Source organism: Dietzia sp. SL131 (assembly GCF_026672565.1).
GTDB classification, from domain to species: domain Bacteria; phylum Actinomycetota; class Actinomycetes; order Mycobacteriales; family Mycobacteriaceae; genus Dietzia; species Dietzia kunjamensis.
Genome location: NZ_JAPPRI010000003.1, coordinates 3,312,172 through 3,337,301 on the forward strand (window position 1 = coordinate 3,312,172; position 25,130 = coordinate 3,337,301).

The window sequence follows — 25,130 nt, forward strand, 5'->3', positions numbered from 1 at the left end:
GATGCCGCCTCCGCCGGACGAGGGCGGCGGCGGAGAGTTCGGCCGCACCCCGCCGCAGGACCTCACCGCCGAGCAGTCCGTGCTCGGCGGGATGCTGTTGAGCAAGGACGCCATCGCGGACGTGGTGGAGGAGATCCAGCCGGGCGACTTCTACAAGCCCGCGCACCAGGCGATCTACGATGTCATCCTCGACCTGTACGCACGCGGTGAGCCGGCCGACGCCGTCACCGTGGCCGCCGAGCTCGACCGCCGGGGTGATCTCCGTCGTGCCGGCGGTGCCCCCTACCTGCACACGCTCATCTCCACCGTCCCCACCGCGGCCAACGCCGGGTATTACGCGCAGATCGTCGCGGAGAAGGCGGTGCTGCGCCGCCTGGTCGACGCCGGCACCCGGATCGTGCAGTTCGGCTACTCGGGTTCCGAGGGCGCGGACGTCGCCGAGGTGGTGGACCGCGCCCAGGCGGAGATCTTCGAGGTCACCGAGCGGCGCACCACCGAGGACTTCGTGATCATCGAGGAGCTGCTGCAGCCCACGATGGACGAGATCGACGCGATCCACACCGCGGGCGGGCTCGCCCAGGGTGTGCCCACCGGATTCGCCGACCTGGACGCCGTGACCAACGGCCTGCACGGTGGCCAGATGATCATCATCGCCGCCCGCCCCGGCGTGGGTAAGGCGCTGGCCCTCGACACCGTCCTGCCCACGCCCGACGGCCAGACCACCATGGGCGAAGTCGTCGTGGGGGACCGGGTGCTGGATGCCGACGGGCAGCCCACCGAGGTCGTCGCCGTGACCGCGGTGTGGCAGGACCGCCCGTGCTTCACAGTGCGGTTCAACGACGGGACCGAGCTGGTCGCCGACGCCGAGCACGAGTGGCGTATCGAGATGGGCGGCACCGAGCAGGTCGTCACCACCAAGTCACTCGACACCCTCATGTTGGTCTGCGACTTCGGCATCGTCGTCCCCGAGAATCCCGGTTCCGGCCGGGCGCCCCGGCTCATCACCGACGTGCGCAGCGCGGAGAGCGTCCCTGTCAGGTGCATCGAGGTCGCCGCCGCCGATCACCTGTATCTGGCCGGCCCCACCGCGATCCCCACGCACAACTCGACAATCGGCCTGGACATCATGCGGTCCTGCTCCATCAAGCACGGGCTCTCCTCGGTGGTGTTCTCGCTGGAGATGAGCCGTACCGAGATCGTCATGCGCCTCATGAGCGCCGAGGCGCGCGTGAAGTTGTCCGATATGAAGTCCGGCAAGATGAGCGATGAGGACTGGACCCGGATGGCCCGGCGCATGGGGGAGATCTCCGAGGCGCCGCTGTTCATCGATGACTCGCCCAATATGACGATGATGGAGATCCGCGCCAAGGCCCGCCGGCTCAAGCAGAAGCACGACCTGCGGCTGATCGTGGTGGACTACCTCCAGCTGATGTCGTCGGGCAAGAAGGTGGAGTCCCGTCAGCAGGAGGTCTCCGAGTTCTCTCGTCAGCTCAAGCTGTTGGCCAAGGAGATCGACGTCCCATTGATCGCGATCTCCCAGCTGAACCGTGGCCCTGAGCAGCGAACCGACAAGCGGCCCCAGGTGTCCGACCTCCGTGAGTCCGGCTCACTGGAGCAGGACGCCGACATCGTCATGCTGCTGCACCGCCCGGACGCCTCCGAGCGCGACGACCCGCGGGCCGGAGAGGCCGACCTGATCCTGGGTAAGCACCGTGGTGGTCCCACGTCCACGATCACGGTGGCGCACCAGCTCCATTACTCGCGTTTCGTGGACATGGCGCGGGGGCTGTAGCTCTCGTTGTCGGTTCTCAAACAATCTGTCAGTTTCTCACGGGCGTGTCACACGGTTCGCAGGAATCTGTCACCTCGGTGGAGAGAACCCTAGTGTCGCGCGCGTTAAGTAGGTTTACGTTTGCGGGTGTGAAATCATGAGGTATGGCGAATCGACCTGCCCCGGCATTAGTTTTACGTCCTGGCGATCGTGAGGAATTGGAGCGGATGACGCGCTCTCAGTCGATCTCGGCAGGAATCGTTCAGCGTGCCCGGATCGTGCTGTTGGCCTCCGAGGGGCGGCGCAATGCGGAGATCGCGGAGCTGGCTGGGGCGTCGCGGCCGAAGGTGAATCTGTGGCGCGACAGGTATGAAGAGCGGGGCATCGCTGGCCTGGTTGATGAGAAGCGTTCGGGCCGGCCGCGCACGCTTGATCATGCGGCGATCGTGACCGCGACGTTGATGCCACCTCCGAAGTCTCTGGGGGTGACGCACTGGTCGTCGCGCCTGCTGGCGCAGCGGTTGAAGATCTCGCCCACCTCGGTGCTGACCGCGTGGCGGGCGTACGGGATCAAGCCGTGGCGGTCCGAGACGTTTCGCTTCTCCACCGACCCGGAGCTGGTCGGCAAAGTCACTGACATATGCGGCCTGTACTTGGCGCCACCGGAGAACGCGATCGTGTTGTGCGTGGATGAGAAGTCCCAGATCCAAGCCCTGGATCGAACGCAGCCGATCCTGCCGATGCAGCCCGGCCTGATCGAACGCCGTAGTCATGACTATGTTCGCCACGGCACTTCCACCCTGTTCGCCGCGTTGGATATCGCCACCGGCCAGGTCACCGCCGCCCTCAAGCCGCGGCATCGGAATCAGGAGTTCCTGGCGTTCCTCAAGCAGATCGAACGCGCCTACCGGCATGAGGTCGATGCGGACGGCAACCCGGTCGAGCTGCACCTGGTGATGGACAACTACGCCGCCCACAAGCACGCCAACATCAAGAAGTGGCTGGCCGACAATCCTCGGTTCACGGTCCACTTCACGCCCACTCACGCCTCGTGGATGAACTTGGTCGAAGTGTGGTTCGGCATCGTCGAGCGCCAAGCCATACGCCGCGGAGTCTTTACATCGGTCAAGGATTTGAATGCAAAGATCCGTGCCTTCATTGACGGTTGGAACAAGCGATCCCATCCGTTCGTCTGGACCAAAACCGCCGAGGAAGTCCTTGCGAAGGCCAACCGTAAGAAGACTTCAAATGCGGACCACTAGCGAGCCTTGCGTCGACGATTGTTTAGCGAGCACTCAGGGGTCAGGGAAACGTTGAGACCCTGGGGTTTCCGCGCGGCTCGAATGAATTGGCTTGGGTGGCCCAAGTTCGGGCTGACCGGGCTGCGGTTCGCGGGACGTCAGACTGCCCATCGAGTCTTACGTACTTGCCGATCGGCTGTTTCGCGATTTTCAGGGCACGTAAGCAAGGTATGTAACGTAGCTTAAGGATTGGCTGGCGGCGATCCGAATAGTTCGGTAGACCACGTCGCTACCGTGGACGTGAATCGCTTTGGGAAGTGCTCTATGTCTGGTCTCGTTCCGGGTGCGAGGGCAGCGCTTTCGAAGAGGCAAGCGGCGCACTCTGTCATGTTAATAGAAACTGCGAGGGCATCGGAGAGCATTGTCCAGATGGCGCCGCCACGTGAATAGTCGGAAAGCCATTTGTATCCATGGATGAAGCTTGAACCATAAGAGTAAAAGAGTGTGGATGAATGTTCCATCGAGTTGTTGGCTATCTCGCCGTCGTCGTGCAACGGTACGTGGTCATCAATCCAGCTTGCGGAGTATTCGACGAGTTGCGAGAATTGCGGCGGACGCTTGGCGGGGTAAGCGCTCTCGGAGCGGCTCAGCGTTGCGTTGAACCTTTCCCTGTGCGCCTTATTCATTCTTCGATGTTCGGGAGAATAGCGGCTGTCGGCCGCGGTTTCGGCCTTGGCCGAAAGCTGCAGAAACGAACGTTGCTTGCGTAGCTGTTCCAGTTCGATTCGGAGGCAACGATCGAGGCGTTCAGCTCGGTCCTCCCCGCTGAGCATCCAGATCGATGCCGCTGCACACTCCATAGCTTCGCGGCATAATCCGAGGACTTCGCTGAGGTGTGGCTGCCTGTGGCTTCTGCGCCGACGGATTAGAACACCAGCAGTGTGCAAGTTCTCGACAGCGGTCATTACCGGGTATATCGTCTGCTCAGTTACAGCCTTCGTCCCGCAAAGAAGTAGTGGATAAGCAGCGGCGAACTCGACGTCGTCGTCATGCAGAGAGCTGCCCGGTGCTGGCGAGTGTGGCTTCAACGACCAGTCATAGAGATCTCCTCCCCGCTTGCCCCGTGAATCAATACGGGACAAGACTCCGCCGCTTGCCGCATTGAAGAGCGTTTCGGTCAACGCTTGTCTTAGATTCCGGACCATCGGTTTGGATTAGCTCGCCTTGCTCAGTGTTCGATAGACGGCCGGCAGGAGCTCGCCGAGCAGTGCGCGGGCCAGATCTCGGTTGTTGAGGATCTGCGCGGAGAGGTCTGCGGAGGAGTCCATGGAACCGATGACTGCATCGGTGAAGGCAACATCAATATCGGGGCTCGCTCGGAACTGGGCGAGAGAGTTGTTCTGCGCTTGGGTCCGAAGGGTCTCGCTCTCTTCGAGCCGGTCCTTAATGTGGGTGACCACGTTGCGGACGGAGGAGTTGGGGTGGTCGCCGGCGAACAGGTCGTTGATGCGGTCGATCACCTCGTCGAGGGCGACCATGTCGGGGTCGCGGACGGTGCCGGTTCCGGCCTCGCGCGCGGGTTCGAGCGGGGTGCCGCCGGTGAGCTCGCCGTCCCGGGTGGCCTGCCGGTGGTGGCCGAGGTAGTCGATTGCCACCGCGGACAGATCGATCGGCGTGTCCTTCTCTCCGCTGCTTAGCTGCGGCGCCAAGAGCTTCAGATACAGTGCGAGCTTCTCCAGCCAGGGGTTCTCGTAGTCGAACAGCTGGGACAGGAACTCGTACTGCCGAACGTAGGTGCCCACGTCTTTTCGGAACATCTGCAGCTCGTCGATTTCCGCAGCGTCGGAAGCGTCGACCGCAGACCGCATCCGAACCGTGAAACGGTCGGCAGCGGGAGCGACCCACTTCACCAGCGCGTTGTGGCCCTCTCGGGCAAGGAAGGCATCGGCGAAGCCGTCGACCTCGGAGCGTTCGTAAATGCCGCCCACGGAGAGCTTGCGTTCGGTGTCGTGGACGATGTTGGGGTCAGTGACGTCGGCCAAGGTGGTGGCCTCGTAGTAGGGCGCGAACGCGTCAACGATGTCGTCGACCTCGTTGGCAAAATCCAGCACGAAGGTCTGGTCTTTCAGCGGCGGGAAGGTCCGGTTGAGCCGCGACAGGGTCTGCACAGCTTGAACCCCGCCGAGACGCTTGTCGACATACATGGCAACGAGCTTGGGCTGGTCGAACCCAGTCTGGAACTTGTTGGCCACCAGCATTACCTGGAACTCGTCGGTCGCAAACGCATCCCGCAGGTCGCGGCCCTTGAGACCGGGGTTCATGTTGATTTCAGAGAACGGCTCGTCGGTGCCGGACTCGGGGTCGGTGACCTCCCCGGAGAACGCCACCAGCGCGGCGACGTCGGTGTAGCCGTTCTTCTTCACGTAGTCGTCGAAGGCGAGTTTGTAGCGTACGGCGGCCTTGCGGGAACTGGTCACCACCATCGCCTTGGCCTGCCCGTTCAGCCGCCAGGCCACGTTCTGCCGAAAGTGCTCGACGATGATCTGCACCTTCTGTGAAATGTTCGTGGGGTGCAGTTTGACCCAGTTCATCACCGACTTCACCGCGGCGGACCGGTCGACCAGGTCGTCGTCGCCGCCCTCGGCGGTCACCGCAACGGTACCTTCCCCGGTGGCGCTGGTGGCGTAGGTCTTGCCGTTGTGCGACAGCCGGAACGCGGTCTTGTACGGGGTGTAGTTGCGCAGGACATCCAGGATGAAGCCCTCGTCAATCGCCTGCTGCATCGAGTACAGATGGAACGGCCGCGGCGTGCCGTCGGGGCCAGGGCGGCCGAACAGTTCCAGCGTGGTGGCCTTGGGTGTGGCGGTGAAGGCGAAGAAGGAGATGTTGCCGGCCTCGGCGCGGGCTTTGGTCTCGGCGGCAAGTATGTCCTCGGCCGACACGGCCCCGCCTTGGGCAACCTCGTCGAGCTCGGCCTGCGACAGGACCTGCTTGAGCTTGTTAGAGGCCCCGCCAGCCTGGGAGGAATGGGCTTCGTCGGCAATGATCGCAAAGGACCGACCACGGAGGCTGGTGCGGTCGGAGATAGCGTCCAGGGCGTAGGGGAAGGTCTGGATGGTGACGACGACGATGTGGGTCCCCGACTCGAGAGCCTCGGCCAACTCTGAGGATTTCGAGCCGGTCAAGCCATCGATGTGGGCCACGACGCCGGTGGTGCGGTTGATCTGCTGGATGGCCTCTTGCAACTGCGCGTCGAGAACGGTCCGGTCGGTGACCACGATGACAGAGGAGAACACCTTGTCGTCGTCATCGTCATACAGCGACGACAGGCGCTGGGCGAGCCAGGAAATGGAGTTGGTCTTGCCCGAGCCGGCGGAGTGCTGGATGAGATACTTATGCCCGGGCCCTTCGGTGCGGGCGGCCTGGACAAGTCGGGTAACGGCGTCCCATTGGTGGTAGCGGGGGAACAGCAGGGTTTCCTTGCGGGTCTTTTTGCCGGTGTCCGGGTCGCGCTTTTCGGTGATCTGCAGGTGCATGAAGCGGTCGAGGATCTCCAGCCAGGTGTTGCGCTGGAGGATGGTCTCCCACAGGTAGGCGGTGGCCGAGCCGTTCGGGTTGGGCGGGTTGCCGGCGTGGTGGCCGTTGCCGCGGTTGAAGGGCAGGAACACGGTGTCCTGGCCGGCGAGGCGGGTGGTCATGTGCACTTCGGTGTTGGAGACGGCGAAGTGCACGAGGGCGCGGGTGGCAAAGCCGAGCAGCGGCTCGCCCTTGGGGAGGCGATCCTTCTTGTACTGCTCGATTGCGTGCTCGACCGATTGGGTGAAGTCGGTCTTGAGCTCGGCGGTGGCGACGGGGATGCCGTTGACGAAGAAAACCAGGTCGATGGACTTCTTCGGATTGGTCTTGGAGTAGTGGACCTGCCGCATGACCCGTAGCCGCACCGCCTGGTACTTGGCGGCGGTGGTGGCATTGAGCCCGGAGTTGGGCTTGAACTGGCACATCGCGAAGTGAGCATTGAAGTCGGAGAAACCCCGCCGCAGGACGGCGAGCGTGCCGCCGTCGGCTTTGAGGTCCGCCGAGAGGGCCTTGGCCAGCCGCTGCAGGAGCGCTGCCTTGGATTTCTCCTGCGCTGCGGGTGGGTCGGCGGGTTTGACGCGCTTTTCCCATTCCTTCGGCTGGGTCTGTTGCAGCCACCAGAACACGTCCTCGGGGCACAGGGCGAGGTCGCGGTCGTACCCGGCGTCGTTGGGTGAGTACTCCCAGCCGTGCGCGGCCAGGTGCGCGCAGATCTCGTCCTCGAGCACGGACTCGTGATGCTGGGCCATGACTACACAGCCTCCCTCACGTCGATCTTGCCCGTCACCGCATTGGTGATCAGGGCCGACCGATACTCGCGGAGGGTTTCGATCATCTCGGTGGACTTAGCGATGAGAGTATCGACTTTGTCGGTAGTCTCATCGAGACGATCACGGATGTCTCGTTGTGTCCTGAGGTCTGGAAGAGGAATCGGCGTTTGGCCGAGTGTTCCAAGATTCAGCCGTCGAAAAGTGGCGCCGGTAATCTCCGCGTCCCAGAAGCTCTCCGCCTCGTAGGAGTCGAGAGCCCATACTAAGAATTCTGGGTCGACTGAGGACCGAACAGGCGCAACCCGCACGGTGTCTTGAGTCAGGTTCGAACCGGAGAGGTCATCTTCGAGGAGAGCAACCTTCCCGTACGCAGGCCCGATTGAAACAACAAGGTCACCGCCTCGAACTATGGACCGGCGATTGGAGTGTTCCCGCTAAAGTGGCCACTGCAATTAAGCGGCGAGTTCGTATATGTCTCTGAATCCTAGTTCAAACTCGGCTGGTGTCAAATAGCCCAGTGTGGAATGTCGTCGGGCCCTATTGTAGTACTCCTCAATCCAGGTGAATGTGCTCTTTTTGAGTGCTTTTAGAGTGGGCCACGGGCGCGTGTGAATGAGTTCCTTCTTGTAGCTCGCGAAGAATGATTCTGCGACCGCGTTGTCGAAACAAATGCCAGTGCGCCCCAATGATCGTCGGATATTGTTTTTCGTGCAGTACTTATGGAAGTCGGTGGACGTGTATTGAGTTCCGCGATCGCTGTGGAATATGACTTTTCCGGGTGGTCGACGACGAGCGATGGCCATGTCCAGTGCGTCGGTGACCAGCTCGGTTCGCATGTGGTCGGCCACGGCCCATCCGACGACCATCCGGGAGTGCAGATCGATGACGGTGGCCAGGTACGCCCAGCCGTTCCAGGTCCGTACGTAAGTAATATCGCCGCACCATTTGGTGTTCGCCTCGGCCGCCGTGAAGTCGCGGCCGATGAGGTCAGGTGCCCCAACGGGGCTGTCTCCGGCGACGGTGGTGCGTTTCCACGCCTTCGGGTGGCGGCCTTCCAGACCTGCGACCTTCATGAGCCGCCACACCCGCTTGTGCGAGACCCGGTGGCCGCCGGCGGCGAGTTCCGCACGCATGCGCCGAACGCCGGGACGGCCGTTGAGGTGCTCGTAGTGGTACTCGATCAGCGCTGTTAACTCGTCGTCTCGGAGGTCTCGAGCTGAGCGCGACTTGCCGCGCCACTTGTAGTAGCCAGAAGTCGATACGCCGAGTTGAGCACACATGAACGTGACCGGATATGAATCGGATTCAGCCCAGTCCGCGATAGCCGCGAATTTCACCGCGGGTCTTTCGCGAACCAGGTCGCTACTTTTTTTGCGAACTCCACCTCCATCCGGGCGTGCTTCACTTCTTCGCGAAGGCGCTCGAGTTCCGCCCGCTCGTCCTCATTCAACGGGCGGTCAGACTCACCGTTTCCCTCGTCTCGAGTCTTCTTCACCCATTTCCCCAACGTCATCTCGTGAACGCCGATACTGCGTGCAACTTCGGCGATCGCACGGCCATCATCGATGACCAAACTTACCGCGTTGGCCTTGTACTCGGCAGTGAAGCTCCGACGAGTAGATCCCATAATCCGCTCCCTCTATCTTGGGGGAACTCACCGCTCATCTCCGGGTGTCCACCAGAGCGGGAACGGTCCACGATATTGATCCGCGATCCCAGGGGAAGTCCGACGTAGTTTCTCTAAAGAGGGGGACTTTCCACGCCCTGGCATGTCAGACGGTCCGATGTAGGGAACACCGTCTTCGATGTGCTCTCCGCACTGCAGGATCCCGTAACTCATTGGTCGGGCCGGGTCGACCAATCGATGGAGGGGAATCGTTTGGTATCCGGAAAGGGTCACCGAGACTACTGATTGCCGTTCCTCGCGCAGGGTCGCGATGAGCTGCTCCTGCTTGTCGATCAGCGCATCGATCTTGGCGGTCTCGCGGTCGAGGAAAATGGCAATCAGCCGTTGTGTCTCAAGGGGCGGAGCCGGGGGGCGTGTCAGATGGTCTGTGTGAGTTGATCCGGAGGAGGAATCATGAACGCTATGGCTGTTGACGACCACGACGCTACGGATGTATCAGATGCTGCTGGGCTTCGCCGGGAGGTGTTCTCGGATGCGCTGATTGATCACGTACTCGCCGAGACCCGTTCGCGAGGGTTGGAGTTGACTGGCAAGGACGGCTTTTTGAACGAGATGCTCAAGGCCGTCCTTGAGCGGGGCATGGGCGCCGAGCTGACCGAGCATCTGGGCCGCGATGCCCACGCCCGTGGCGGGGACGGAAACCACCGCAACGGCACTTCGCGCAAGACCGTGGCCACCGAGGTCGGCCCGGTGGAGCTGGATCAGCCCCGCGATCGGCAGGGCTCGTTCGCCTCCCAGCTCGTCCCGAAGGGCGCCCGCCGGCTCGGCGGGCTGGAGGACCAGATCATCTCGCTGTACGCCGGCGGGATGACCGTCCGGGAGATCGAGCACCACCTCGCGCGGACCCTGGGGGTGGAGCTGTCGCACGAGTCCATCGCCAACGTCACCGACGCGGTCCTGGACGAAGTCGCCGCCTGGCAGCACCGCCCGTTGGAGGCGTTCTACCCGGTGGTGTTCCTGGACGCGATCCACATCAAGATCCGCGATGGAGCCCACGTGAAGACCCGCGCTGCCCACATCGCGGTCGGGGTCGATCTTGAGGGCGTCAAGCACGTGCTCGGCATCTGGGTGCAGGCCAAGGAAGGCGCGGCGTTCTGGGCCAGCGTGTGCGCCGAACTGGCCAATCGCGGCGTCAAAGACGTCCTGATCGTGGCCTGCGACGGGCTGACCGGACTGTCCGAGGCGATTGCCGCGACCTGGCCTTTCGCCGAGGTGCAGACCTGCGTGGTGCACCTGATCCGGGCCTCGATGCGGTTCGTGTCCTACAGCGACCGCAAGAACGTGGCCAAGGCACTCAAGCCGATCTACACCGCCGCCAACGCCGAGGCCGCCAGAGCCGCACTGGAGGCCTTCGCCGAATCGCCGCTGGGCGCCAAGTACCCCACCGCCGTCAGGTCGTGGGAGGCCGCCTGGGAGCGGTTCATCCCGTTCCTGGCCTTCGGCCCAGCCACACGCAAGCTGATCTACACCACGAACTCGATCGAGTCGCTGAACTACCAGCTGCGCAAGATCACCAAGAACCGCGGGCACTTCCCCAGCGATGCCGCCGCGATCAAGCTGCTATGGCTAGCCATACGCAACATCGAGGACCGACGAGACCGAGAACGCGCCAAGGACGCTCAACGCCGAGCAGACGGCCACGCAGGCCCCCGGAAATCGATCCCCAGACTCGTCGAAGGCGCCACCATCCACGGTTGGCGAGCCGCACTGGCCGAACTCGCACTGGCCTACCCGGAACGCTTCGACCCCCACATGTGACAGACATCACTAACCAAAACTCACACAATTATCTTGACAGGCTCGAGCCGGGAGACGCACTGAGTTCAAATCGCCTTGCGTCATGCTTGGAAGTGCCGTGCTTGTGGAGAGCAGGTCAAATGGGATCGTCGTGCACGCGTAATACAGAAACGTAGGATCTACATCCGCATACGGCTGCGCGCAGAACATCGTGTCGACAGTCCAGAACTCGCCATCGACCAGCAGGGGGTGATCGATGGTCCCCTTGCGTCCGAGCAACACGGCGGGCCCCGAGTAAAGCGGGCGGCTCGCTCTGGTGAACTCTCCGCCCGAGCCGTAGACAGGGAACTCTCCGAAGTCGTCTTGAACGTGGCTGTGATCTGAGCCGTTTCTGATCCGTGCTAACCGCCGGAGCTGCTGAGTGGGGTACATCTATGCCCCCACCTCCGCGAGCATGATCTGGATCTCGGCGACGAGCTGGCGGAGGTCCTTCTGGATCTCCTCGAGGGGCCGGGGTGGGTTGTATCGGTAGAAGTGACGGGTGAAGGGGATCTCGTATCCGACGCGGGTCTTGTCATGGTCGATCCACGCGTCCGGCACGTGGGGCAGGACCTCGCGGGCGAAGTACTCCTCGACATCCTCGGTTAGCGGCACGTTCTCGGTATCGCGCAGTGAGGTGTCGGGCTCGGGATTGCCCTTGGTGGTGATGACGTCGGCCTCGGGATCGTGTTCGCCGATCGTCGTCCAGATCGCTTTGATGATCGGGGCGCCAACCTTGGCCATGCCCGCGGTCTTCAGTGCCCCTCTGAGCTCGTTGACAAAGGCGTCGCGGTTGGTCCACGAGCGGCCCGAGAGGCTGTCGAGGGCACTACGGATGGCGTCCTGATCGGCCGTGGGGAGCTTGGCGATCGACTTGGTCGCGAGCACGAGCTCGGCAGTGTCGTCGGCGATGTGGAAACGCAGCTGCAGGGGGCGCTCCACCGTGATGGTGCGGTATCCGAACTCCGAGTTGTCGAACACCTTCGAGAGGGCGGGCGCCTCGTCGTCGTCGTTGTCGTGGTTTTCGAAGCCGTCGTAGAGCTCACAGATCTTCTCGATATCCTGCGGGCGCAGTTCCTTGCGCTTGGAGCCCAGGGACTTGCGCATCTTGCCGAACATCTCGACCGCATTGATGAGCTGGATCTTGCCCTTGCGCTCGTCGGTCTTAGCGTTGTCCAGGATCCAGATGTAGGTGGAGATGCCGGTGTTGTAGAACATGTCCGTCGGCAGCGCGATGATCGCGTCCAGCAGGTCGTTCTCGATGATCCACTGCCGGATATTGGACTCGCCCGAGCCGGCGCCGCCGGTGAACAGGGGCGAGCCGTTGAGGACGATCGCCAGCCGGGAGCCCTTGTCCCCCGGGGAGCGGACGGGCCGCATCTTGCTGATCAGGTGCATCAGGAACAGCAGAGAGCCGTCGGAGACCCGCGATAGGCCGGGACCGAAACGGCCCGCGAAGCCCCGCTGCTCGTGCTCGTCCTTCACGGCCTTCTGCTGGGTCTTCCACTCCACCCCGAACGGCGGGTTGGACAGCAGGAAGTCGAAGTGCTCGCCGTGGAAGCCGTCGTCGGTGAGCGTGTCACCGTTGTAGATGTTGTCCACGCCCTGGCCCTTGATCACCATGTCCGACTTACACATGGCGTACGAGCGCGGGTTGACCTCCTGGCCGTACAGCACCGGCTTGGCGTCGGGGTTCATCTCCACCAAGTGGTCGTAGGCGACCGAGAGCATGCCGCCTGTGCCCGCCGCGGGGTCGTAGATGGTGCGCACGATGCCGGGAGTGGTGAGCTCGAGGTCCTTGTCGGCGTACAACAGGTCGACCATCAGGGAGATGACTTCACGCGGAGTGAAGTGGTCACCGGCCTGGGCGTTGTTGGACTCGGCGAACTTTCTGATGAGTTCCTCGAAGATGTAGCCCATGTCGTGCCCGCTGACCCGATCCGGGTGCAGGTCGACGTTCGCGAAGTCCTTGACGATCAGGAACAGGCGGTCCTTCTTGTCCAGATCATCGATCAGTTCGGGGAGCTTGTAGCCGTCAAGACGTCCCGGATGTTGGGTGAGAACCCCTCGATGTAGTCGATCAAGTTGTCCGCCAGGCCCGCCGGGTCCGCGGCGAGCTTGCCGAAGTCCCACACCGAGGTGTTGAAGAACGGCAGCCCGAACCTTGACCGCAGAACCACGAACGGGTCGATGCCGCTGTCCTGCAACCGCGCGTACTCGGTGAGCACCTCCGCCTTGGTCGGCGCGAGGATCGCGTCCAGGCGCCGCAGGATCGTGAACGGCAGGATCACGTCGCCGTATTGGTTGGGCTGGTAGGGCCCGCGCAGCTTGTTGGCGATGGACCAGATGAAGGCGGCGTTGGTGGTGGGCAAGAGGAAAGTTTCCTTTGTGAAGAAGGGTTTCCACAAAGGTAACTGTCTGCTGGGCGGAGTTGACCGAAAGGGTATGCGCAATGGCGGAATCCGAACCGCCAGCGGTGGCGGGGTCGAGGGCTACGTGAAGCCCGGCGCGGGCCACCACGTCGGAGTTGTCCTTGAATGAGGCTGCAGTTCTGCGGCCCGTACGCTTCTTCGAAGGACGCTCGACACGCTACGCCAACGTAGGCACTACGCCACCTGTGGCTGACGGATGCCGTAGAGGCGTAGCTGCTCCTGGACCTCAGCTCGGACGCGGCTCGAGAGGTCAGCTTCGAGCAGTCTCTGCAGGTAGGACACCACTGCAGCATCTGCTTCGGACCGGGCACTGGGCTTCTCATGCGATCTGGGAGCCATTTTCAACCTCCTGTGGTGCCGCTGATTTTAGCTGAGGGGGAGGGCCTTCACTAGGAGGCTCGCGGTTGTCGCGGTCATCTTCCGAGCGGTGTCCGATGACAATACCCTAGTCTTGCCTTCCTTATGGATCGCGGGGCGGTCGACCGACAATACGCCCACTACCTCGCCCGCGCTAGAGATAATCGCGGCGGCACGTACCTCGCTGTACTTGCCTGCAAGCGCTGAGCGCTCAGAGTCCGTCATACTCTCGCGGCCGCGGCGCCCCTCGGTACTCCCCTTCTTCTGTTCCTCGAGCTCAGACACGGTCCACGAGGTATAGTCCTCGTTCTTGCTCTCCCACGCTCGCCCAATGCAGCCTGTCCCCATCGTCCACTTGACCCGGCTCTTGTGGGGTGTGCCACCGAAGCGAAGTCGGGCAATCCGTCTGAGTGTTCCAGGATGACGAACCAACTTCTGCCAGACGTTGCGACGAACGATGAAAACGCTGGCACCGAGGGTCGTTGTTTCAACTCCTGCGCTCCGGGCAATTCCTATCAGCGCCTCCGTCACCAAGACGAGACACTCCTGCTGCACCGCGCGGAGCTTATTCTCCCGCGCCCGCACTTTGAGGCTGAACACGCACACTAGAAACAGCGCTACGGAGGTGGCTAGTCCCGGGGCAGCGGCAATCCACCCTGTCGCGGGGAGCTTCCCAATCATGATGAGGGTTGTGGCGACGCCCGACGCCAGAGAGATGATGGCGAGAAGTCCATCCCAAAAGTTCTGCCGGATCCATCTCCTCACCTGCGAACACCTCATCTCTCCGCAACGTCGAGTCGGCATAATAGTTCCAAGGACGTAGAAGGCTAGACTATAGGCCTTGAACTGACGAACCCTCGTCGTGCACGGGGAGTGCTTGAGCGTGGCTCATGAACTGCGTGAAGTCGACGTGGGGAGCTTGCTATCAAGGCAGTCGATGAGTCAGGTGTGTGTGCGACGGCGCAAAGTGCTTTGCCCGGCAAGGCCACTCAGACCTACTAGTGTCGCGTGTCGTTAGTTCCTAAATGCTTGGGTGTTTGGGAGAATGGGTCATGCCCAATAACCCGGCTCCGGCTTTGATTCTTCGTGATGGTGACCGCGAGGAGTTGGAGTCGTGGACGCGGTCAACGTCGATCCAATCGGGGTTGGCGATGCGGGCGCGGATTATCCTGCTCGCGGCGGAAGGTCAGGCGAACTCTCGGATCGCTGACCGGGAGCGAACGACGCCGACGACGGTGTGGAAGTGGCGAGGCGGGTATGAGGCGGATGGGATCGCGGGCCTGTTCGACGAGTCGCGCTCTGGCCGGCCGAAGCGGATAGATGACCAGAAGATCATCACCACGACGTTGACTCCTCCGCCGAAGAAGTACGGGGTGACGCACTGGTCCTCGCGCCTGCTGGCGGATCATCTGAAGATCGGTAACGCCACCGTGGCCAGGGCGTGGCGCAAGTTCGGGGTGCAGCCTTGGCGGGCCGGAACGTTCAAGTTCTCCACCGATCCCGAACTGGTCGCGAAGGTCACCGACGTGGTGGGGTTGTACTTGGCGCCACCGGACAACGCGATCGTGTTGTGTGTTGACGAGAAGAGTCAGATCCAGGCGCTGGATAGGACCGCGCCGATGCTGCGGGCGTGTCAGATGGTCTGTGTGAGTTGAGCCGGAGGAGGAATCATGAACGCTATGGCTGTTGACGACCACGACGCTACGGATGTATCAGATGCTGCTGGGCTTCGCCGGGAGGTGTTCTCGGATGCGCTGATTGATCACGTACTCGCCGAGACCCGTTCGCGAGGGTTGGAGTTGACTGGCAAGGACGGCTTTTTGAACGAGATGCTCAAGGCCGTCCTTGAGCGGGGCATGGGCGCCGAGCTGACCGAGCATCTGGGCCGCGATGCCCACGCCCGTGGCGGGGACGGAAACCACCGCAACGGCACTTCGCGCAAGACCGTGGCCACCGAGGTCGGCCCGGTGGAGCTGGATCAGCCCCGCGATCGGCAGGGCTCGTTCGCCTCCCAGCTCGTCCCGAAGGGCGCCCGCCGGCTCGGCGGGCTGGAGGACCAGATCATCTCGCTGTACGCCGGCGGAATGACCGTCCGGGAGATCGAGCACCACCTCGCGCGGACCCTGGGGGTGGAGCTGTCGCACGAGTCCATCGCCAACGTCACCGACGCGGTCATGGACGAAGTCGCCGCCTGGCAGCACCGCCCGTTGGAGGCGTTCTACCCGGTGGTGTTCCTGGACGCGATCCACATCAAGATCCGCGATGGAGCCCACGTGAAGACCCGCGCTGCCCACATCGCGGTCGGGGTCGATCTTGAGGGCGTCAAGCACGTGCTCGGCATCTGGGTGCAGGCCAAGGAAGGCGCGGCGTTCTGGGCCAGCGTGTGCGCCGAACTGGCCAATCGCGGCGTCAAAGACGTCCTGATCGTGGCCTGCGACGGGCTGACCGGACTGTCCGAGGCGATTGCCGCGACCTGGCCTTTCGCCGAGGTGCAGACCTGCGTGGTGCACCTGATCCGGGCCTCGATGCGGTTCGTGTCCTACAGCGACCGCAAGAACGTGGCCAAGGCACTCAAGCCGATCTACACCGCCGCCAACGCCGAGGCCGCCAGAGCCGCACTGGAGGCCTTCGCCGAATCGCCGCTGGGCGCCAAGTACCCCACCGCCGTCAGGTCGTGGGAGGCCGCCTGGGAGCGGTTCATCCCGTTCCTGGCCTTCGGCCCAGCCACACGCAAGCTGATCTACACCACGAACTCGATCGAGTCGCTGAACTACCAGCTGCGCAAGATCACCAAGAACCGCGGGCACTTCCCCAGCGATGCCGCCGCGATCAAGCTGCTATGGCTAGCCATACGCAACATCGAGGACCGACGAGACCGAGAACGCGCCAAGGACGCTCAACGCCGAGCAGACGGCCACGCAGGCCCCCGGAAATCGATCCCCAGACTCGTCGAAGGCGCCACCATCCACGGTTGGCGAGCCGCACTGGCCGAACTCGCACTGGCCTACCCGGAACGCTTCGACCCCCACATGTGACAGACATCACTAACCAAAACTCACACAATTATCTTGACAGGCTCGATGCTGCCGATGCGCACCGGCAGCATCGAAAGGCACACCCACGATTACAAGCGGCACGGCACCACGACTCTGTTCGCCGCGTTGGACATTGCGACCGGGCACGTCACCGGCGCGGTCAAGCCGAAGCATCGCCATCAGGAGTTCCTGGCGTTCCTGCGTCAACTCGACCGCGCCTACCCGGAGGTTGACCTGCACTTGGTGATGGACAACTACGCGACCCACAAGACCCCGGCGGTGAAGGTGTGGCTGGCACAGCATCCGCGGTTCCACGTGCACTTCACCCCGACGTCCGGATCCTGGCTCAACCTCGTGGAAGTCTGGTTCGGGATCATCGACCGGCAGGCCATCCGCCGTGGTGTCTTTACATCTGTCAAGGACCTCAATGCCAAGATTCGCCAGTTCATCACGGGCTGGAACGACCGCAAACACCCGTTCGTCTGGACTAAAACTCCCGAACAGATCCTCGCGAAAGCGAACCCTAAACCAACTTCAGAAACGCGACACTAGTGTCGTGCGTGTGAAGTAGTTTTACAGTTGGGTTTGTGAAATCATGGGGCATGGCGAATCGACCTGCCCCGGCATTGATGTTGCGTCCCGGCGATCGCGAGAAGCTTGAGAGAATGACGCGCTCGCAGTCGATGTCGGCAGGCATGGTGCAGCGAGCTCGCATCGTGCTGCTGGCTTCGGAGGGCCGGCGTAATGCGGAGATCGCCGAGTTGGCCGGGGCGTCGCGGCCGAAGGTGAACCTCTGGCGGTCCAGGTACGAGGACAAGGGCATCGGGGGCCTGGCTGATGAGAAGCGTTCTGGTCGGCCGCGCACGATCGATCACGCGGAGATCGTGACGGCGACCTTGATGCCGCCGCCGAAGTCTCTGGGCGTGACCCACTGGTCGTCGCGGCTGCTGGCGTCCCGGTTGAAGGTCTCGGCCTCGACGGTGGTCACGGCGTGGCGTGCCTACGGGATCAAGCCGTGGCGCTCGGAGTCGTTCCGGTTCTCCACCGATCCTGAGCTGGTCGGCAAAGTCACCGACATCTGCGGCCTGTACCTGGCGCCGCCGGAGAACGCGATCGTGTTGTGCGTGGATGAGAAGTCCCAGATCCAGGCACTGGATCGTACTCAGCCGATCTTGCCGATGCAGCCCGGCCTGATCGAGCGGCGCAGCCACGACTACGTCCGGCACGGCACCAGCACCCTGTTCGCGGCGCTGGACATCGCCACCGGTCAGGTCACCGCCGCACTCAAACCGCGTCACCGGAACCAGGAGTTCCTGGCGTTTTTGAAGCAGATCGAGCGGGCGTACCGTCATGTCGTCGATGCCGACGGTCAGCCAGTTGAGCTGCACCTGGTGATGGACAACTACGCCGCCCACAAGCACGCAAACGTCAAGGCCTGGCTGGCCGAAAATCCCCGGTTCAAGGTCCACTTCACACCCACCCACGCGTCGTGGATGAACCTGGTCGAGGTGTGGTTCGGCATCGTCGAACGCCAGGCCATCCGCCGTGGGATCTTTACATCCGTCAAGGACCTCAACGCGAAGATCCGCGCCTTCATCGACGGCTGGAACCACCGATCCCACCCCTTCGTCTGGACGAAAACCGCCGACGAAGTCCTCAAGAAAGCCAACCGTAAGAAGACTTCAAATGCGGACCACTAGGAGGGGACTTCTCTATTTCAAGTGCTGTCGATCGACTCATCGATGCAATGATCGTGGGCTGTGAAAACTAGGTCACAAGAATGCTCAAGTTGTTCAAACGCAACTTTGAGTGCGGGAACCCCGTCGAATGCTTGTTTAGCTGCCGCCAATTTGCTGGCCCCTTCTCGCCACTTCCTACCTCGGGATCGCTGCGCGCAGGACTCAAGAAGGTTTCCCGGCCATCCATGACATGGCGGTGACAAAGATGCTTTGACGGGCTCGGCTGGCGTGCCCTAGTTTTGTCAATCTGCACCGGCGTGTCTCGTCAATCTGGGCTGCACGGCGACACTCTCGTCGTCGGTTGTGGAAACAGGTTGTCAGCCCGACGCTACGGTGTCAGTGAATTGCCGCTGGGCGTTCAGCGCACGGTTGGCCAGATCCATCGTCGGTGCGGTCGCTCTGGGCCAGGGGGCCCGGTCCGTATCCGGGGGCGAGCCTCGGTGGACAGCAAGGTGCGCTGCACATGGTGATGGGACCTACGCACGCGATGAGCGGCGCCGGCGCGGGGTTGGCTATCGGGGCCTTCCTCCCAGTCGAATGGGGTGGGGCCACCTCACCCACGGAGGTGCTCGTGTTTGCGGGTGTCACCGCCGGAGCGGCGCTTCTCCCGGACCTCGACACACCACAGAGCACCCTTGCTCGCAGCTTCGGGCTGGCCTCGAGGGCCCTCGCTCACATCACGGAGCGGGTCTCGAAGACCATCTACGACCTGACGATGACGCGCAAGGACGCCCGGATCAGCAACGGGCACCGCACCGCGACCCACACGTTGTGGTTCGCACTTCTTGCGGGCGCCGGCACGGCCGCCCTCGTCTCGGCGTTCGGTAAGAACGGCGCTATCGGGGTGCTCTTCTTCATGCTTGGCCTGGCCATACGCGGCCTGGCACCGAACTGGGCCAAGAAGCAGGATTGGATCTACGTCACCGGGCTCTCGTTGGCGCTTGCAGTAACGGTGTGGTTTGCGCTGCCGGCTTCGGTCGGCAGCGCCGCGCTCGGCGCAGCGGTCACTTCCGGTGTCGCGATGCACCTCCTCGGCGACGTGATCACCAAGCGGGGCGTGCCTCTACTCGGCGGCGTCGTCAGTATCGGAGGCGAGCGATGGTGGAACTTCCGCCTACCGGACCACTGCGAATCCGTGCGGGCGCCGGCATGGACAGAATGTTGGCCGCTGCCTGTACCGGCGTCACAGTTGTTTTGGCCTACTGCGTGGTGCGGGCGCCACACCTGATCGGCGCACCCTGGGTGGCCGGCACCTTCCACTGAGACGGGGTCCGGTAGCGAACAAGCGGCGTCGTCCACGAGTCCTTCTCCTGAGGGGCCCGTCGCGGCGGCGTGCCGATTTCGCAGACGGTGGAACCAAGGCGTGCGCTCACCCGGACGCCAGTTGTGCGCCCATCGCTGTGATCAGTTCGTTCCAGGCCGTGTCGAACTTGGCGACGCCCTCGCGCTCCAGCTGAGCGAAGACGTCACTCATGTCGATCCCGACCTCGCCGAGCGCCTCGAACAGCGCTGCAGGCTCGGCAAACCTTGTGGTGCTCGATTCCGAAGAAATGACTCCGTGGTCGGCGAACGACTCCATGGTCGCCGCCGGCATCGTGTTGACCGTCGCCGGTGCGACCAACTCACTGACATAGAGGGTGTCGCTGTACCGCGTGTCCTTCACGCCGGTGGACGTCCACAGCGGCCGCTGCGGTCGGGCGCCACGGCCGGCCAGGCTCCGGAACCGGTCGGAGCTCTCGAAGTGCTGCTGATACTCGGCGTAGGCCAGCCAGGCATTGGCCAGCGCGGCCTGGCCCTTCAGAGCCAGCGCTGCCGGTGTGCCGATGGCCTCGAGTCTGGCATCGACCTCGGTATCGACCCGCGAGACGAAGAACGACGCCACGGAGTGGATGGACGACAGGTCGTGGCCGGCCAGGGCGGCGGCGTCCAGACCGTCCAGGTAGGACTGAACGACCTGTGTGTAGCGCTCGACGGAGAAGATCAGTGTGACGTTCACGCTGATGCCTTCGGCCAGCACCCGACTGATCGCCTCCAGCCCGGCCGTGGTGGCCGGAATCTTGATCAGCAGGTTGGGTCGGTCCACGATCTGCCACAGCTCCTTTGCCTGTGCCACCGTGGCCTCGGCATCGTGAGCCAGTCGCGGATCGACCTCGATCGATACCCGCCCGTCTACTGTCCCGGTTCGCTCGTACACCGGCGCCAGGATGTCGCAGGCGGCACGGACATCGTCGGTGGTGACGGCCTGGATCACGGCGTCCACCTCATGACCTCGGCCTCGGAGGTGGCTGACCTGCTCGTCGTACGCCGTCCCGCTCGTCAGCGCCGCGTGGAAGATCGCCGGGTTCGTCGTCACCCCGACCACGGACCGGGTCTCCACCAGTTCCGCGAGGCGACCGGAGGAGATCAGGTTCCGGGACAGGTCGTCGAGCCAGACCGACACCCCGGCTCGGGACAGCTCGGCAAGTTGCGCATTCTGGGACATCGTTTGTGCTCCTGATCGAACTGACAGTTGGTGGTGCGGCTGCGGGAGGGCAGTGGTCAGCCCCAGCGGGACTGGCCCCCGTCGAGCGGAATCGTCGCTCCGCTCAGGTACGAGGCCTCCGCCGAGCAGAGCCAGGCGACCGGGCGGCCGATGTCGGTCACCGGGTCACCCACGCGGCCGGCGGGGATGGCGGAGAGGAACTCGGCGGCTTCCTCGGGGTTGTTGTCCATCCACCAGTCCAGCCCGGGACTGTGGGCATGCGGAGCGACGTTGAGAGCGCGGATTCCGTCGTCGGCCCATTCGTACGTGGCGGCCCGTGTGAGGGCGCGCATGCTCTCCTTCACGGCCCCGTAGATGCCGTAGTTGGAGGGATCCCACCGGACGGCTGCCGAGGTCACCAGGTTGATGATCACCCCACCGCCCCTCTGCGCCATGAGAGGGCGGGTCAGCTTCATCAGCGTGAGCGACACGCGGGGGCCGGACTCGAAGGCCTTGCGAAAACCGTCGTCGGGGTAGTCGGACAGTGGCAGGGGCCGGGCCATGTTCGCGTTATTGACGAGGATGTCGACCCCTCCGAAATGCGTGACCGCTGCGTCCACGATCGCCTCGGGTGCGCCCTCCGCGGTGATGTTGACCGGCAGGCATTCGGCCGCACCGCCGATCTCGCGAATCTCCTCGGCGACCTTCTCGAGTTTCTCGGGCGTCCGCCCGACCAGCAGGACCGAGGCGCCTGATTCGGCCAGGCCGAGCGAGATCCCGCGGCCCACGCCCTGTCCGCCTCCGGTGACGATCGCGGTCTTTCCGGCCAGGCGGTTCGCGCGATCCGTGCCGGGGGTGGCCGCGATCTCGGGACGGGTTCCGGTCATGTGGTCCTCCGATGTGGGTGCGGGGTGAGGCGGGACAATCGCTGACCTCGCCGCTGTAGTCAAGTGTGTACAGCCTGACTGTAGTCAACTGTGTACAGTTGGCGAAACCGGCAGGATCAATACCCGCTGGGGTATAGTGCGCCATGGACTGACCACACAGCGGACTCAGTCATGAAAGGGGAGCATGCCCCCCGAACGCGCACCCGTACTCGGCCTCAAGGCCAACGCCGCCCAGTTCACGCTGCTGGCGGCGATCAATGCGCTGGTCGGCGGCATGGTGGGACAGCAGCAGACCGTGCTGCCCCTGCTGGCGACGGACGTCTTCGGCCTGACCGGCTACACCTTCATCTTCACCTACGTCGCGGCCTTCGGTGTCACCAAGGCGATCGCGAACTACTTCGCCGGGACGTTTTCCGATCGATACGGACGCAAACCCGTCCTGTTGGTCGGGTGGCTCTTCGCCATCCCGGTCCCGCTCATGCTCATCTGGGCGCCCGATTGGGGCTGGGTGGTGGCCGCGAACATCCTGCTGGGCATCAACCAGGGCCTGACCTGGTCCACGATCGTGGTCATGAAGATCGACCTCGTCGGCCCGCGACAGCGCGGTCTGGCGATGGGGCTCAACGAGGCGGCGGGATACGGCGCGGTCGCGGTGACCTCGCTGCTCGCCGGCTATCTGGCCGGGCAGTACGGTCTGCGACCGGCGCCGTTCCTGGTCGGAGTGGCCTATACGGCCCTGGCCCTGGTGCTGTCCGGGATCTTCGTCCGCGAGACCCGCGATCACGCCCTGGTGGACGCGGGGCGGCACACCGCCCGCCCCGACGGACTGCACGACCATCTCCACGCCGACATGACGGACCGCGAGATCGCGATCCAGACCAGCTTCACAGAACCGGCTCTGTCCTCGGCCAGCCAGGCCGGGCTCGTCAACAACCTCAACTTCGGACTGTCCTGGGGACTGTTCCCCCTGTTGTTCGCCACCGCGGGTCTGTCCGTGGGACAGATCGGACTCCTGTTCGCGCTCTACCCCGCCGTCTGGGGCGTGGGACAGCTGTTCACCGGCGCGCTCTCGGACCGGATCGGCCGCAAGCACCTGATCTCAATGGGGATGGCCACCCAGGCGGTCGCCCTGGTCGTCATCGCCCTCGGCAGTGGATTCAGCACGTGGGCGGTCGGGACCGTGATCCTGGGAGCCGGGACCGCGATGGTCTATCCGACGCTGTTGGCGGCGATCGGCGACGTGGCCCACCCCGTGTGGCGGGGACGAGCCGTCGGGGTCTACCGCGTGTGGCGCGACCTGGGTTACGCGGTCGGCGCGGTGTTCGGGGGATCGTCGCCGACGCCATGGGGATGCACGCCGCGGTGTGGGCCGCCGCCGTGGTCAGCGCGGTGTCGGCGGCCGCCGTGGCGATCCGCATGTACGAGACCCTCACACCAGGCCCAGCTCACGTGCCCGCGCCACCGCCGCGGTCCGCGAGGTGACGCCGAGCTTGTCGAAGACGTGGACGAGGTGGGTCTTGACCGTCGCCTCCGACACGTGCAGCGACGCGGCGGCCTGCCGATTGGTCGCCCCGGTGGCGACGGCGCGCAGGACCTCCGCCTCCCGCTCGGTCAGCACCGGCCGCGGGTCGCGCATCCGGCTGATCAACCGCGCGGCGACAGTGGGGGACAGCGCGCTCTCGCCGGCGGCGGCAGCGCGCACCGCGCCCAACAGCTCGTCAGGGCCGGCGTCCTTGAGTAGATAACCGCAGGCCCCGGCCTCGATGGCGCCGAGAATGTCCGCGTCCGTGTCGTGGCTCGTCAGCACCAACACCTGCGGAGGGTCGGCCAGGTCGCGGATCGCGGCGGTGGCCAGCACACCGGCGGTGGCATCCCCCGCGAACCGCAGGTCCATCAACACCACGTCCACGTCCCCGATCCGGCACCGCTCCACGGCAGCGCCGGCCGCCGCCGCCTCGGCGACCACCTCGATCGCGGGATCGGCGGCGAGCAGTGCACGCAGCCCGGTTCGCACCACCGCGTGATCGTCCGCGATCAGGACACGCGTCCTCGTAGTCGTCATCTCTCGTACCCCAACCGGGTCCCCGGCGCCATCTCCCGCACCGGCAGCTCGGCACGGACCACCGTGCCCGACCCCGGCTCGGAGTCGACCTCGAACCGCCCGCCCAGGTCGCCCACCCGCCGCGCCATGCCGTCGAGCCCGAACGAGGCGGCGGTGCGCGGGGCGGCGACGTCGAAACCGCGGCCATCGTCGGCGATCTCCAGGACCACGGCGGTGGGGGAGCCGGACAGGGTCAGTGTGATCCGCTGCGGCGCACCGTGCCGCACGGCGTTCGCCAGCGCCTCCTGCGCTACCCGGACGAGCACCGCGGCGAGCTCCGCCGGCGGCTCGGTGGAGGACTCGGTGGCGTGCTCGCCGGCGTTCTCGGTGGCCACCGACACCTCGAGCCCGGGATTCTCGGCCCGGCACCTCGCGGCCACACGGCCCAGCGCCCCGGCCAGCGACACGCCGTCGAGCGGCGCGGGCCGCAGGGCGGCGATGAGCCTGCGCGTCTCGGTGAGGTTCTCGCCCGCCACCTCGCGGGCCAGGCGGATCTGGTCGACGGCGGGGCTCGAGGGCGCGGTGCGCTCGGCCGCGTGCAGCAGCATCCCGATGCTCGCGAGCCCCTGCGCGACGGTGTCGTGGATCTCCCCGGCCAGCCGCGCGCGCTCGGCCTCCCGGCCCACCTCCCGTTCCCGCCCGGCGAGCGCCGAGCGGGTGGCCACGAGCTCGGCAATCACCTCCCGCCGGGCCTGGGACTCGCGGTGCAGTGCCCGCACACCGGCCCCCAGGCCGAGGGCCACGAGCGCTCCCACCGTCGGGCCGATGACCCCGGCGGGAGTGAACCCGTGATGCAGGGCCAGGGCGACGACCGCCACGGCGGCCAGCGCCGCCACCGCCGCGGTGCCCGCCCACACGCCGAGCAGGAACTGGACCAGGAAGAACAGAGGAAATACCAGGTAGGCGGCCTCGGGAACCCGGACCACCAGGCACGCCCACAACGCCAGGACCGCGACCAGCCAACCGGCCCGGACGGCGGCGGTCGTCGGGCGACGGCGCGCCCACACCGTCCCCGCGACGTACACGACCGTGAACCCCACGGCGGCGGCGACCGCCGGCGGATCGGGCATGCCGGAGGTGTCCCGGTGCGCGCTGACCAACGTGAGGGCCAGCAGTGCGGCCACCAACGTGTGCAGCGCCACCTGGAGCTGCGCGAACACCGCACGCACCCCCGCCGACTCGGGCGGGAGCTCGGCGGCGGTGGTCGGCGCAGGGGCAGGCGCGGCGGCGGACGCGGGCGCGGGGATCATCCGGTCGACGCTAGTCGCCGGTGGGGCACCCGGCATCCATCGAACGA

19 protein-coding genes and 3 pseudogenes are annotated in these 25,130 nt (G+C 64.5%); 10 read left to right on the plus strand and 12 right to left on the minus strand.

Annotation, left to right across the window (positions count from 1 at the left end; all coding sequences use genetic code 11):
• Position 1: 1 nt before the first annotated feature.
• Both dnaB and OVA21_RS16515 read left to right on the plus strand, forming a co-directional pair.
• Entirely contained in the window at positions 2-1,792 is a 1,791-nt protein-coding gene (gene dnaB / locus OVA21_RS16510) for a replicative DNA helicase (protein WP_268093179.1), read from the plus strand.
• A gap of 143 nt (positions 1,793-1,935) precedes the next feature.
• A complete protein-coding gene (locus tag OVA21_RS16515; RefSeq protein WP_268092880.1) occupies positions 1,936-3,033 on the plus strand; it encodes an IS630 family transposase in 1,098 nt (365 codons plus the stop codon).
• A 221-nt stretch (positions 3,034-3,254) separates the two neighbouring features.
• Here OVA21_RS16515 and OVA21_RS16520 read toward each other — a convergent pair whose 3' ends face one another.
• The 5 genes from OVA21_RS16520 to OVA21_RS16540 are packed head-to-tail and all read right to left on the minus strand — an operon-like array spanning position 3,255 to position 8,985.
• Complete coding sequence (locus OVA21_RS16520; protein WP_268092881.1) at positions 3,255-4,193, minus strand: hypothetical protein; 939 nt, start codon at positions 4,191-4,193, stop codon at positions 3,255-3,257.
• Positions 4,194-4,226: 33 nt separating this feature from the next.
• Complete coding sequence (locus OVA21_RS16525; RefSeq protein ID WP_268092882.1) at positions 4,227-7,337, minus strand: type I restriction endonuclease subunit R; 3,111 nt, start codon at positions 7,335-7,337, stop codon at positions 4,227-4,229.
• Positions 7,338-7,339: 2 nt separating this feature from the next.
• Positions 7,340-7,768, minus strand: a complete 429-nt coding sequence (locus OVA21_RS16530) for a restriction endonuclease subunit S (protein WP_268093180.1) — start codon at positions 7,766-7,768, stop codon at positions 7,340-7,342.
• Positions 7,769-7,810: 42 nt separating this feature from the next.
• Positions 7,811-8,695, minus strand: coding sequence for an IS3 family transposase (locus OVA21_RS16535; protein ID WP_007633589.1), 885 nt, complete (start codon positions 8,693-8,695; stop codon positions 7,811-7,813).
• Positions 8,692-8,985, minus strand: coding sequence for a transposase (locus tag OVA21_RS16540; RefSeq protein ID WP_006898371.1), 294 nt, complete (start codon positions 8,983-8,985; stop codon positions 8,692-8,694). The genes OVA21_RS16535 and OVA21_RS16540 overlap by 4 nt, the downstream gene beginning before the upstream one ends.
• 462 nt (positions 8,986-9,447) lie before the next feature.
• Here OVA21_RS16540 and OVA21_RS16545 point away from each other — a divergent pair, with 462 nt between their 5' ends.
• The gene (locus OVA21_RS16545; RefSeq protein ID WP_069388925.1) at positions 9,448-10,803 is read left to right on the plus strand and encodes an IS256 family transposase; all 1,356 of its coding nucleotides are present in this window, start codon (positions 9,448-9,450) and stop codon (positions 10,801-10,803) included.
• Between the two features lie 411 nt (positions 10,804-11,214).
• On the opposite strand, the pseudogene OVA21_RS16550 reads toward OVA21_RS16545, so the two are convergent.
• A pseudogene (locus OVA21_RS16550) lies at positions 11,215-13,193 on the minus strand (type I restriction-modification system subunit M).
• On the opposite strand from OVA21_RS16550, the gene OVA21_RS16555 reads away from it, so the two are divergent.
• Entirely contained in the window at positions 13,159-13,362 is a 204-nt protein-coding gene (locus OVA21_RS16555; protein ID WP_268092883.1) for a hypothetical protein, read from the plus strand. The pseudogene OVA21_RS16550 and the gene OVA21_RS16555 overlap by 35 nt on opposite strands.
• Positions 13,363-13,427: 65 nt before the next feature.
• On the opposite strand, the gene OVA21_RS16560 is transcribed toward OVA21_RS16555, so the two are convergent.
• Both OVA21_RS16560 and OVA21_RS16565 read right to left on the minus strand, forming a co-directional pair.
• Complete coding sequence (locus tag OVA21_RS16560) at positions 13,428-13,592, minus strand: hypothetical protein (protein ID WP_268092884.1); 165 nt, start codon at positions 13,590-13,592, stop codon at positions 13,428-13,430.
• A 27-nt stretch (positions 13,593-13,619) separates the two neighbouring features.
• Entirely contained in the window at positions 13,620-14,375 is a 756-nt protein-coding gene (locus OVA21_RS16565; RefSeq protein ID WP_268092885.1) for a hypothetical protein, read from the minus strand.
• Between the two features lie 287 nt (positions 14,376-14,662).
• Between OVA21_RS16565 and OVA21_RS16570 the strand changes: the two are divergent.
• From OVA21_RS16570 to OVA21_RS16590, 5 genes and pseudogenes are all read left to right on the plus strand, one after another.
• Positions 14,663-15,235, plus strand: a pseudogene (locus tag OVA21_RS16570) (IS630 family transposase); the annotation flags it as partial.
• Positions 15,236-15,289: 54 nt separating this feature from the next.
• Positions 15,290-16,645, plus strand: a complete 1,356-nt coding sequence (locus tag OVA21_RS16575) for an IS256 family transposase (protein WP_216824164.1) — start codon at positions 15,290-15,292, stop codon at positions 16,643-16,645.
• A gap of 45 nt (positions 16,646-16,690) precedes the next feature.
• Positions 16,691-17,197 carry an IS630 family transposase gene (locus tag OVA21_RS16580; RefSeq protein WP_442778940.1) on the plus strand — a complete coding sequence of 169 codons (507 nt, stop codon included), beginning with the start codon at positions 16,691-16,693 and terminating at the stop codon, positions 17,195-17,197.
• 50 nt (positions 17,198-17,247) lie between these two features.
• Positions 17,248-18,345 carry an IS630 family transposase gene (locus OVA21_RS16585; RefSeq protein WP_081470573.1) on the plus strand — a complete coding sequence of 366 codons (1,098 nt, stop codon included), beginning with the start codon at positions 17,248-17,250 and terminating at the stop codon, positions 18,343-18,345.
• Between the two features lie 502 nt (positions 18,346-18,847).
• Positions 18,848-19,612, plus strand: a complete 765-nt coding sequence (locus tag OVA21_RS16590) for a metal-dependent hydrolase (protein WP_268092886.1) — start codon at positions 18,848-18,850, stop codon at positions 19,610-19,612.
• 141 nt (positions 19,613-19,753) lie between these two features.
• Here OVA21_RS16590 and tal read toward each other — a convergent pair whose 3' ends face one another.
• Together tal and OVA21_RS16600 are read right to left on the minus strand one after the other, a co-directional pair.
• A complete protein-coding gene (gene tal, locus OVA21_RS16595) occupies positions 19,754-20,866 on the minus strand; it encodes a transaldolase (protein WP_268092887.1) in 1,113 nt (370 codons plus the stop codon).
• A gap of 56 nt (positions 20,867-20,922) precedes the next feature.
• Complete coding sequence (locus OVA21_RS16600; RefSeq protein WP_268092888.1) at positions 20,923-21,732, minus strand: SDR family NAD(P)-dependent oxidoreductase; 810 nt, start codon at positions 21,730-21,732, stop codon at positions 20,923-20,925.
• Between the two features lie 184 nt (positions 21,733-21,916).
• On the opposite strand from OVA21_RS16600, the pseudogene OVA21_RS16605 reads away from it, so the two are divergent.
• Positions 21,917-23,214, plus strand: a pseudogene (locus OVA21_RS16605) (MFS transporter).
• On the opposite strand, the gene OVA21_RS16610 reads toward OVA21_RS16605, so the two are convergent.
• Positions 23,162-23,794, minus strand: coding sequence for a response regulator transcription factor (locus OVA21_RS16610; protein WP_163376877.1), 633 nt, complete (start codon positions 23,792-23,794; stop codon positions 23,162-23,164). The pseudogene OVA21_RS16605 and the gene OVA21_RS16610 overlap by 53 nt on opposite strands.
• Positions 23,791-25,083 (minus strand): sensor histidine kinase, encoded by a 1,293-nt coding sequence (locus tag OVA21_RS16615; RefSeq protein ID WP_268092889.1) that lies wholly within the window; start codon positions 25,081-25,083, stop codon positions 23,791-23,793. Before OVA21_RS16615 ends, OVA21_RS16610 begins: the two co-directional genes overlap by 4 nt.
• Between the last annotated feature and the right edge of the window lie 47 nt (positions 25,084-25,130).

Excerpts from the sequence above, each read along its gene's own strand:
- OVA21_RS16560 (WP_268092884.1), bottom strand. The coding sequence starts at position 13,592 with ATGGCTCCCAGATCGCATGAGAAGCCCAGTGCCCGGTCCGAAGCAGAT.
- OVA21_RS16555 (WP_268092883.1), top strand. The coding sequence starts at position 13,159 with ATGGACCAGATGAAGGCGGCGTTGGTGGTGGGCAAGAGGAAAGTTTCC.
- OVA21_RS16610 (WP_163376877.1), bottom strand. The coding sequence starts at position 23,794 with ATGACGACTACGAGGACGCGTGTCCTGATCGCGGACGATCACGCGGTG.
- OVA21_RS16580 (WP_442778940.1), top strand. The coding sequence starts at position 16,691 with ATGCTGCCGATGCGCACCGGCAGCATCGAAAGGCACACCCACGATTAC.
- OVA21_RS16545 (WP_069388925.1), top strand. The coding sequence starts at position 9,448 with ATGGCTGTTGACGACCACGACGCTACGGATGTATCAGATGCTGCTGGG.
- OVA21_RS16590 (WP_268092886.1), top strand. The coding sequence starts at position 18,848 with ATGGTGATGGGACCTACGCACGCGATGAGCGGCGCCGGCGCGGGGTTG.
- OVA21_RS16600 (WP_268092888.1), bottom strand. The coding sequence starts at position 21,732 with ATGACCGGAACCCGTCCCGAGATCGCGGCCACCCCCGGCACGGATCGC.
- OVA21_RS16515 (WP_268092880.1), top strand. The coding sequence starts at position 1,936 with ATGGCGAATCGACCTGCCCCGGCATTAGTTTTACGTCCTGGCGATCGT.
- OVA21_RS16525 (WP_268092882.1), bottom strand. The coding sequence starts at position 7,337 with ATGGCCCAGCATCACGAGTCCGTGCTCGAGGACGAGATCTGCGCGCAC.
- dnaB (WP_268093179.1), top strand. The coding sequence starts at position 2 with ATGCCGCCTCCGCCGGACGAGGGCGGCGGCGGAGAGTTCGGCCGCACC.
- tal (WP_268092887.1), bottom strand. The coding sequence starts at position 20,866 with ATGTCCCAGAATGCGCAACTTGCCGAGCTGTCCCGAGCCGGGGTGTCG.
- OVA21_RS16585 (WP_081470573.1), top strand. The coding sequence starts at position 17,248 with ATGGCGAATCGACCTGCCCCGGCATTGATGTTGCGTCCCGGCGATCGC.
- OVA21_RS16575 (WP_216824164.1), top strand. The coding sequence starts at position 15,290 with ATGGCTGTTGACGACCACGACGCTACGGATGTATCAGATGCTGCTGGG.
- OVA21_RS16615 (WP_268092889.1), bottom strand. The coding sequence starts at position 25,083 with ATGATCCCCGCGCCCGCGTCCGCCGCCGCGCCTGCCCCTGCGCCGACC.
- OVA21_RS16540 (WP_006898371.1), bottom strand. The coding sequence starts at position 8,985 with ATGGGATCTACTCGTCGGAGCTTCACTGCCGAGTACAAGGCCAACGCG.